The organism is Pseudoalteromonas sp. PAST1 (assembly GCF_021532515.1).
GTDB classification, from domain to species: Bacteria; Pseudomonadota; Gammaproteobacteria; order Enterobacterales; family Alteromonadaceae; genus Pseudoalteromonas; species Pseudoalteromonas simplex.
The window spans coordinates 191,088-201,144 of record NZ_JAKGBH010000001.1 but is presented as its reverse complement, the minus strand read 5'-3'; the positions used below and the strand labels follow the sequence as shown (position 1 = coordinate 201,144).

Sequence of the window (10,057 nt, the reverse complement as noted above, 5' to 3'; positions counted from 1 at the left end):
TTAATGTTGATACAGCAAATACCGTGTGGGTATCAGATATCACACAAGTACGCTGTAAAGATGGTTGGCAGTATTTATGCGTCATCCTTGATTTGTATTCTCGTAAGGTTGTTGGCTGGGTAACAAGTCGGATAAACAACGCCGAGTTAGTTATTAAAACACTGAGAAAAGCATGGTCAGCACGCAAACCTGATGGTTCGAACTTGCTCTTTCATTCAGACCAAGGAGCTCAGTATGTCGCAAAGGAAACAGTGAAGTGGTTAACTAATAGAGGTGTCACAGTGAGTATGTCTAGAAAAGGTAACTGCTGGGATAATGCGTGCTCAGAAAGCTTTTTCGCGCAGTATAAAAAGGAGTGGATAAAGAATTTAAATGAACTGAGTCGTAGTGAAATGACAACACAAACGTATTTTTATATTGAAAAATACTACAACTCAGTAAGAAGGCATGGCACCCTAGGGTATAAAAGTCCCATGCAGTACGAACAAGTTAATTAAACCCCGTGTCTACTTTATCGGGGTCAGATCAGACGGCTGACGGCTGACGGCTGACGGCTGACGGCTGACGGCTCAGTTAACCAACTCCCTCACTATCACAAACAAATCACTCGCTAACATGCCTCTTTCGCCTTCACGTTCTGCGGCAATGTCACCGGCTTTTGCATGTAAGGTTACGCCTAAGCAAGCTGCTTGCTGAGGAGTAAGCCCCTGTGCGATTAGTGCCGCTATAATGCCTGTTAATACATCGCCACTGCCACCAACCGCAAGTGCAGGGTTACCGTCGGTACACACCCATGTTTGGTTATTATCAGCAATTAAACTGCCAGCACCTTTGAGTACACAGGTAGTGGTATAGCTACGTGCGAGCTGCTTTACCGCATGAAAGCGATTTTCTTCAATATCACTAGCACGACAATTAAGTAACCTTGCAGCCTCACCGGGGTGTGGTGTAATAACGGTATTAGCCAATGGAAATGACGAAGCATGCTGAGCCATTAAATTAAGTGCATCGGCATCAATAACCAGAGGCTTGTTATTAGTAAAGCAATACTGCATTACTGCTTCAAAGGTTGTTTCCGACCAAGTGTCTTGACCAAGTCCTGGGCCAATAGCCACACAGGTTGCCCACTCTAGGGCGCTAATCAGGTTTGTATCTGTCACCATAAGTTCTGGCCGGCCAATACTCACTGGTAGAATAGAGCTACTATGGGTATACACTTTGACCATACCCGCACCGGTGCGAAGCGCTGCCTCTGCAGTTAAACGAATAGCGCCTCCAGTGCCTGAATTACCACCAATACACAGCAATTTACCATGGCTGGTTTTATGGCTGTTGTTATCGCGATCAGAAAGCCTCGGCTGTGTCTGATAATTGATAAGCTCTGCCGTGGGTGATGTCAGTTTTAAAAAGGCATCTTCAATACCTAAACCATTAAACTCTAATGTCCCTGCATGCGCTCTACCTTGCCCTGTCACTAAACCTTGTTTAATCCCCACAAAAGTCACAGTGAGCGCGGCTTTTATTGCCACTCCTTGTACGACACCTGTGTCTGCATGAATGCCTGAAGGTAGATCAATAGCAACTATCGGCACTTGGCTTTCGTTGGCAGCTTTAATCAGCTGTGAAAAAGGCTCGCGCACCGCGCTTTGAATTCCCGTGCCAAGCAGGCCATCAAGAATGATATCTGCACGCTCAATAGCACTGGCATCAGCGGTTATTTCCCCTCCTGCGTCGAGCCAAGCTTGCTGAGCACTGAGCGCATCACCTTTGAGCGGTTTATCAGGTATTGCTGCAATAACCGTAACCTGTTTGCCCGCTTGTTTAGCTAAACGAGCAACAACATAACCATCACCGGCATTATTACCAACGCCCGCTAACACAACGAATGTACTTGTTTTAGGAAAATAGCTGATAGCTTGCTGATAAGTCGCCAGCCCTGCTCGCTCCATAAGCTCATACAAGGTGATACCAGAACGCTTAGCTGCGGGTCCTTCATGGTCACGCACTTGCTCTGCTAAAAATACTGACTGCGAGAGAACAACTGACATATCTATCCTTAAATTGGCCTTTTAATCAGCATATAAGCACAGATAAGTGCAGTCAATGAGGCATAAAAAAACGGCGCGTAACTTACATTACGCGCCGTTTCTTTAAAGCTTTAGTGACTTACTCAGTGTCTGGTAAGTTGCGACCGTAGAAGATTTCTTGCATCTCGCGGGTCAGCTTAGAGTAGATAACTTCTTCTTCTTCTTCAGAAAGATCTGCTGTAGAAACACCGAATAGGTAAGTATTCAAGTCAGTTTCTTTTAACATCATCTTCGTGTGGAACAAGTTCTCTTGATACACGTTCACGTCCATCATTTGGTACGCTTCTTTGGTATCTTCAGTCATGTAGTTCTGAATTGAGTTAATTGCGTGATCGATATAGTGTTTAACACCATCTACGTCACGAGTAAAACCACGTACGCGGTAGTCAATTGTTACAACATCAGACTCAAGGCTGTGAATTAAGAAGTTTAACGCTTTTAATGGCGAAATAATGCCACACGTTGATACTTCGATATCAGCACGGAACGTACAAATACCATCATCAGGGTGTGCTTCTGGGTATGTGTGAACACAGATGTGGCTCTTGTCTAAGTGCGCTACTACTGTTTCAGGAAGAGGGCCCGGCGCCTCATCAACGTCATACGTTGTTTGTTGCTCAATTGGCTCTTCAGAGATCAAGATTGTCACGCTGGCACCTTGCGGATCATAATCTTGGCGAGAAACATTTAGAATGTTTGCGCCAATAATATCCACAACTTCACCTAAAATATCGGTAAGGCGATCAGCACTGTACTGTTCGTCGATATATTCAATATATTCTTTACGCTGTTGTTCCGTCTTTGCGTAACAAATATCGTAAATACTAAAGCTTAAGCTCTTAGTTAAGTTATTAAAGCCATGAAGCTTAATTTTATCGAAGGGTTTATTCATGCTAAACCAACCTTAAAACGAGTGAAACCTGCACCAGCAGAAATAAAAGTTCGCGGATTTTATACGAATTTTCTGCTCGGAAAAAGCGTTATTTTACCTGTTCTTGCACAACTTCATGACTATGCGTAATTTCTACTGTCTTATCAAGCATTAAGGCTACAGAACAATACTTTTCAGCAGACAGTTGTACCGCTCTTGCAAGGTGCTTTTCAGAGACATTATCACCGGTAACCACAAAGTGTAGGTTAATCTTAGTAAACACGCGAGGCGCTGATTCAGCACGCTCAGCTGTTAGCTTAACTTGCACATCAGAAAATGACTGCTTGGCTTTTTTTAAAATACTAACAACATCAACAGATGAACAACAACCTGCTGACATTAAAACCATTTCCATTGGGCTTGGCGCAGCACTATCGCTACCTGCATCAAAAACTACATTATGACCTGAATTTGAAAGGCCAATAAACGTATCGCCTTCTACCCATTTTACATTCGCTTGCATGTGCTTTATCTCTTAAAGTTATTTTGCTTGATTGTAAGCAAGTCACACACAGATGCAAGGGATAAGAGGTGAGCTTTAAAGGAAAGCGAGTTGCCTAACGTTGAGCTGCTCGCTTAAAGACTAGAAATTGTGTTGTGCTTTATACATTAAGCACTTTCTACAACAGCACTATCAAATAAGTTTTTCACTAATCCAGCAAACTCATCTATAAACGCGTGCTGTTCAACGGTTACTGTATGATTGGTGACGCTGCTTAGCACTTCTTGTAAGTCATATACGATACCGTCGACTTCGCGAACAATTTGGCTGCGTTGTTCAGTACTAAGCTCTGTGTGTTGCTCGCAAAGTAACATGACATTTTCAGCTATCACATCTTCAATCAGCTCTAACACTGTTGGAGCTCCTGGTTTAATTTGACCCGGCTTCTCAAAAAGCGCTAAATTTTGAGTGAGATACATGACAAGATCATCGTACCCTTGCCTATCTAAAACCATACGACTACACACCTAATAAAAAACTATCTCTTTAGATTTAAGCAGAAAGCGCTTTTAATTGCTACCTTTGCCAAGCATCTCATACAAAAAAAGCAGCCGAAGCTGCTTTTTGTAATGATTTACGATTATTAATCAATTTTTAAGCCTGGGCTTAATGTCGCTGGCATTGCTACTTTTTCAAGTTCTACCGAAGCAACCGGATATGCACAATAGTCAGCAGCATAATATGCGCTTGCTCTGTGGTTACCTGATGCACCAATACCACCAAATGGTGCAGCACTTGATGCACCCGTGATAGGACGGTTCCAGTTTACGATACCCGCACGAATACGACGTAGGAAATGGTCGTAATCTGCTGCACTGTCGCTTAATAAGCCAGCTGATAAACCAAAGCTTGTGTCATTCGCTTTATCAATAGCAGCATCAAAATCAGTGAAACGGAATACTTTAAGCAGTGGTCCAAAGTGCTCTTCGTCTGGGAAGTTAGCGACATTTGTACACTCTAAAATACCCGGAGTTACAAAACCGGTATTTTCTTTATGTGTAAGCTCAACAAGCACTTCTGCGCCAAGCTCAACAAGCTGCTGTTGCGCTTTGACCATACCAGCTGCTGCCGCTGAAGAAATCATTGACCCGATGAAAGGTTGATCTTCTGCGTCGTAGTCACCGACTTTAATTGCTTTCGTTGCTTTAATAAGACCCGCTAGGATGGCATCACCCTGCTCGCCTGCTGGTAAGAATAACTTACGCGCACATGTACAACGCTGACCTGTAGAGATAAACGCAGATTGAATAATATCGTGGATAGCCGCTTTAGTATCAGCAACATCAGTAACGATAAGCGGGTTATTACCACCCATTTCTAAGGCTAAGATTTTACCCGGTTGACCAGCAAACTGTTCATGTAAAATATGACCAGTGCGCGAAGAGCCCGTAAAGAATAAACCGTCAATCCCTTTATGAGATGCCAGCGCTTTACCCGTTTCTACTTCACCTTGCACTAGGTTGATAACACCTGCAGGCAGGCCAGCCTTTTGCCATAACTTTAACGTTAACTCAGCAACTGCTGGCGTTAGCTCAGACGGCTTAAATACCACGGTATTTCCAGCTAGAAGTGCAGGCACAATGTGACCATTTGGTAAGTGACCAGGGAAATTATAAGGACCAAACACAGCTACTACACCATGAGGCTTGTGGCGGATCATCGCACGACCTTGTGGCATTGGGTTTTCAACATCACCTGTGCGCTCTAAAAATGCTTTTTCAGAGATAGCAATTTTACCCACCATCGCACCTGCTTCAGTACGTGTTTCCCAAAGTGGTTTACCTGTTTCTTGTGCGATAGCAATCGCTAATTCTTCGCTGTGCTCTTTAAGCGTTTCTGCGAATGTTTTTACAATCGTTAAACGCTCTGCAAATGTTTTATCAGCCCAGCTGTAAAATGCTTCACGTGCAGCAGCGACTGCGCCGTCTACTTGTTCAGCAGTGGCAGTGTTTGCTTGCCAAATTACATCATTATTTGCTGGGTTTACAGATTGAAAAGTATGACCAAGGCCTGCTTGCCATTGACCATTAATAAATTGCGCTGCATGAGTCATTAATATGTCTCCTGAATTCTATAGTTTTGCAAGTGATACTGAATCACCCGCTTCTAAGTGAAGTGCTTTTGCTAATTCACTTGAGATTGTAATGCTATCGGCATCACATGATAGGCTAACTTGAGTCACGGTTGCTCTAAAATCAGCAATTTTATCATTTGCTAACAATACCGTAGTGTCGCCTTGGCTTTCACCAATTTCTACTTTAACCGTTTGGGCATTTCTCACTGTAGCAATGTTATCAACTTTTGCTTCAACAGTTGGGCCTGCATCAAAAATGTCTACATAACCATTGAAGGTAAAACCTTCGCTCTTTAAAAGTTCAATCGCAGGGCGTGTATTATCATGCACTTGACCAATCACAGCTTGCGCATCTTTGCTCAGTAAGTTGACGTAAATAGGATATTTAGGCATTAACTCGGCAATAAATACTTTTTGGCCAATACCCGTTAAGTAATCTGCCGTTGGAAAGTCCATCGAGAAAAAGTGCTCTTCTAGCCATTGCCAGAATGGGCTTTCGCCATTGTCATCAGAAACACCACGCATCTCAGCAATTACGGTGTCAGCAAAACGCTCTTTATGTTGATTAATAAACATAAAACGCGCTTTTGAAAGCAATTTACCGTTATTATTTTTACGGTAGCCATCTTTTAAGAATAATGTGCACAGCTCAGTTGCGCCGGTGTAATCGTTACACAGGGTTAATATATCAACGGCTTTATACACGTCTAACGTACGAGAAGAATGAATCACTTTGCTTAGATGATAATGATAAAAAGCATCATCTAAACCAACTGCAGCTTCAATCCCCGAAGTCCCTACAACTTCACCCGTTTCGCTATCTTCAAGAACAAACAAGTAACCTTCATCACCTGGCTGTTGCGCAGCTTTTGCAAATGAGCTGACAGAATGATCAATTTTCTTTTGTAATAACTCTTCATTATTAGGCAAAGACGTAAAGCCATGGCCTGACTCATCAGCAATCTTTACTAACGCTTGGTAATCGCTTTGCTGGATTGGGCGAAGGATCATCATAAGTCCGCTTGCTCCCTTATAAATAACGGTAAATTAAGAAATGTGGGCAAGCTTAACTTGCCCTGAAATGACAGTTTCGTTTAGCCGTTAACGACTTTTGCAACTGCTTTTTCGAAACGAGCCATACCTTCGCGGATATCAGCTTCTGGAATTACAAGTGACGGAGTGAAACGAACAACATCAGCGCCAGCTACTAAAGACATAACGCCTTCTGCAGTACCAGCCACTAAAAACTCTTTTGCACGACCTTTGAATTGCTCTGTTACTACAGCACCAATTAATAGACCTTCGCCACGGATTTCAGTGAATACATTGTACTTTTCGTTAATCGCAGTTAGTAACTCACGGAATAACGCTGACTTTTCTTTAACGCCGTTAAGTACTTCTGGTGTATTTACTGTGTCGAATGCAGCTTCAGCTACTGCACACGCAAGTGGGTTACCACCGTAAGTAGAACCATGAGTACCCACTTTTAAGTGCTTAGCAATATCAGTTGTGGTGATCATCGCACCGATAGGGAAACCACCACCTAATGCTTTTGCAGTCGTTAAGATATCTGGAGTTACATTTAGACCTTGATAAGCATAAAGCTCACCCGTACGGCCAACACCGGTTTGTACTTCATCAAAGATTAGTAGTGCATTGTGTTTAGTACACAGTTCACGAACCCCCTCAACAAACTCAGCAGTTGGCGAAATAATGCCACCTTCACCTTGTAGAGGTTCCATCATTACCGCACAAGTATTGTCTGAGATAAGCGCTTCAAATGCCGCTAAATCGTTGTAGTCACAGTGAACGATATCACCAGGTTTTGGACCAAAACCATCAGAGTATGCAGCTTGACCGCCTACTGTTACAGTGAAGAAAGTACGGCCGTGGAAACCTTTGTTGAATGAGATAATTTGTGACTTTTGCTCACCAAAGTTATCAAGTGCAAAACGGCGTGCAAGTTTAAGTGCCGCTTCATTTGCCTCTGCACCTGAATTAGCAAAATATACTTTTTCAGCGAACGTTGCATCAGTTAGCTTTTTAGCTAAGCGAAGCGCTGGCTCATTAGTCATTACATTTGATAAGTGCCAAATCTTTTCGCCTTGCTCTTTTAATGCACTTACAAGAGCTGGGTGACAATGGCCAAGACAGTTAACAGCAATTCCACCCGCAAAATCGATAAATTCACGACCTTCTTGGTCCCATACGCGAGAACCTTCGCCTCGAACTGGAATAACACTTGATGGTGCATAGTTTGGAACCATTACTTGATCAAATAATTCGCGATTGACTGTCATTTTATATCCTCATAATTGTAAGCACACACAGAGTTTGGTGGCGCTTTAAAGCAAAACTAAGCCATTTTACTTAGCCGATTGAGCTTAGCGCAAAATCACCAAAATTACTCTTTGGTTCAATTTTCATTCATCCATTATTTCAGAAAATTTTCGTTATGTCTCTTAGAAAACTTTCATGCAGGCCTTGAAAACAAAGGGCTTGAGATATTTTTTCATGGATAGTGAATAACTATTTGAAGGCCTTTTTTTGCTCGAAATACTACAAAAAGGCGTAAGGCTAGTGAGCCAAGCACTGGCTAATGACAAAAACTTTGTCGCTGTGGATTGATAAACAATGAATGAATAGTCGCAAAAAAATTAACAATTTTTTTAATTAATTTGGATATGAAAGTGCTCAAAATTGCATTTAGCTAACTGTTCAAGCTCCTCCTTAGTGAAATCGAAGTGTGCAAACCAACGCTCAGTTTCGTCACTTTCGACCAATTGATGCTCATTTAAACTTAAAAACTGAGCGTAACAACGTGCTTTTAAAATCACCTTGGTAAGCGGCAAATATTCATCGTTTTTAGCTAATGGAGTCGTTAACTGCTGCATCACCGCATTAAATGGTAAATACCTAAAGGCCATTTGTTCAATTACTGTTGCGGTTACTTTTAATGACAACTTGCTAAGCAAACTACTTAAAAACAAAGGATCAGGCTTGAGCTCTAATAATGCAGTATGCAAGTCTTTCTTTTGTTCATCACGAGCCATAGTTACTTTACGCTGCCAAACTCGCTCAAAAGTGCGTAAATACAAACGTACTAAGGCAATCTTCCCAACATCAAGCAGCATTCCAAGCGTAAATGCATGTTCTTCATTTACGCCATTTAGCTTTGCTATTTCTTGCGCTGCAATGGCACACGCCATTGAATTATCTCTTAGTCGACGCTTTAAAAGCGGGAATGGCTCAGTACTATGGGGCATCCAGTGGCGTACAGCAAATGTCGGCACGACAAACTTCAAGTTATCTAAACCAATGTAACGAAGTGCTAAAAGCGGGTTATCAACTTTAACGGAAGTATGCTTATTACGTTGTTGACGGTAAAAAGGCAAGTTCACAAACGCGACTAGCTCGCGCCCCAGCCAGCTTAAATCTTTAACCAAAGGCTCAAGTCGACCCACTGAAGCTGAACGTACAGCTAAAATATCTAAAATAGCAGGTACACTGTCTTGAATCCCAATCGTTTCGTGAATTACAGTATCAATATCTTCAAGCTGCTTATTCATCGCTGTTTCAATAACTTGATGTAACTGCTTACTCGCTTGAGCACGATATTTATGATGCGCCGTACTTACCTTCTGACGTTTTTTTTCAGCAGCAACTTCTACTTCTAATAAAGTACGTTGCTCCATTGACTCGCCATAATCGATTTCTAAGGTATGAATAAAGCCAATTTGGCGCTGCGCAAAACTATGACCAAGCAAAAGATCGTGCGCGCGCTCATTAAGCACCATCGCAGTCCTTTGTTGTCGGGTTTCTTCAGTCATTTGCACAGGCGTATTGTCGGTCATATTTGTTAATTCACTAGCCTAAGATTAGAAGCGAGTTAAAAAGTTAGCAAGTAATTCAAGCCCTTGTTGGGTCAAAATTGCTTCGGGGTGAAATTGCACGCCTTCAAGTGCTAAATCATTATTCATGATCCCCATAATTTCATCAAAATCAGAATTTTGTTCTGTCCATGCAGTAATAGTGAAGTCACTAGGTAAGCTTTGTTTATCAACCACAAGTGAGTGATAACGACACACCGTCAGCGGGTTAGCTAAACCATTAAACACACCTTGGTTGCTATGCTTAACTAATGATGTTTTACCATGCATCACTTGCTTAGCGCGAATAACATCAGCACCCAGAGCCTGAGCAATGGTTTGGTGCCCTAAGCAAATACCGAGAATTGGCAACTGCCCTTTTAGTTGTTCCACCACTTGTAAAGAAATACCCGCTTCGTTTGGCGAACAGGGCCCAGGTGACAGTACGACGTGCTCTGGGTTAAGTTGTTTAATCTCAGCGATACTGATCTCATCGTTTCGTTTAACTAATACATCTTGATCCAAGCGCTGAAAATATTGCACTAGGTTGTATGTAAACGAATCATAATTGTCGATCATTAACAGCATTGCGTG

Annotated in this window: 10 protein-coding genes; 1 reads left to right on the top strand and 9 read right to left on the bottom strand. The window is 42.3% G+C overall.

Translation table 11 applies throughout. The features are described 5' to 3' along the window. Positions 1-497: IS3 family transposase (locus tag L1272_RS00895; protein ID WP_235372572.1), on the top strand; the 497-nt coding region annotated here is incomplete at its 5' end. Between the two features lie 72 nt (positions 498-569). On the opposite strand, the gene L1272_RS00890 is transcribed toward L1272_RS00895, so the two are convergent. The 9 genes from L1272_RS00890 to L1272_RS00850 all read right to left on the bottom strand — a co-directional run bounded on the left by L1272_RS00890 (position 570) and on the right by L1272_RS00850 (position 10,051). Next, on the bottom strand, positions 570-2,048 hold the full coding sequence (locus L1272_RS00890; protein WP_235372571.1) for an NAD(P)H-hydrate dehydratase: 1,479 nt from the start codon (positions 2,046-2,048) through the stop codon (positions 570-572). A gap of 118 nt (positions 2,049-2,166) precedes the next feature. Then, a complete protein-coding gene (speD, locus tag L1272_RS00885) occupies positions 2,167-2,979 on the bottom strand; it encodes an adenosylmethionine decarboxylase (protein ID WP_054552422.1) in 813 nt (270 codons plus the stop codon). Between the two features lie 88 nt (positions 2,980-3,067). Further along, a complete protein-coding gene (locus L1272_RS00880) occupies positions 3,068-3,481 on the bottom strand; it encodes an OsmC family protein (RefSeq protein ID WP_054552421.1) in 414 nt (137 codons plus the stop codon). A 146-nt stretch (positions 3,482-3,627) separates the two neighbouring features. Next, positions 3,628-3,975 (bottom strand): DUF3802 family protein, encoded by a 348-nt coding sequence (locus tag L1272_RS00875; protein ID WP_054552420.1) that lies wholly within the window; start codon positions 3,973-3,975, stop codon positions 3,628-3,630. A 128-nt stretch (positions 3,976-4,103) separates the two neighbouring features. Continuing rightward, positions 4,104-5,573, bottom strand: a complete 1,470-nt coding sequence (gene astD / locus L1272_RS00870) for a succinylglutamate-semialdehyde dehydrogenase (protein WP_209327654.1) — start codon at positions 5,571-5,573, stop codon at positions 4,104-4,106. Positions 5,574-5,591: 18 nt separating this feature from the next. Further along, positions 5,592-6,608, bottom strand: a complete 1,017-nt coding sequence (gene astA, locus L1272_RS00865; protein WP_054552418.1) for an arginine N-succinyltransferase — start codon at positions 6,606-6,608, stop codon at positions 5,592-5,594. Positions 6,609-6,688: 80 nt separating this feature from the next. Continuing rightward, positions 6,689-7,894: an aspartate aminotransferase family protein gene (locus tag L1272_RS00860; protein WP_054552417.1), complete on the bottom strand. Its 1,206-nt coding sequence runs from the start codon at positions 7,892-7,894 to the stop codon at positions 6,689-6,691. A 369-nt stretch (positions 7,895-8,263) separates the two neighbouring features. After that, positions 8,264-9,424, bottom strand: coding sequence for an HDOD domain-containing protein (locus tag L1272_RS00855; RefSeq protein ID WP_138602479.1), 1,161 nt, complete (start codon positions 9,422-9,424; stop codon positions 8,264-8,266). Between the two features lie 48 nt (positions 9,425-9,472). Continuing rightward, positions 9,473-10,051 (bottom strand): anthranilate synthase component II, encoded by a 579-nt coding sequence (locus L1272_RS00850; RefSeq protein ID WP_235372570.1) that lies wholly within the window; start codon positions 10,049-10,051, stop codon positions 9,473-9,475. Positions 10,052-10,057: the final 6 nt, after the last annotated feature.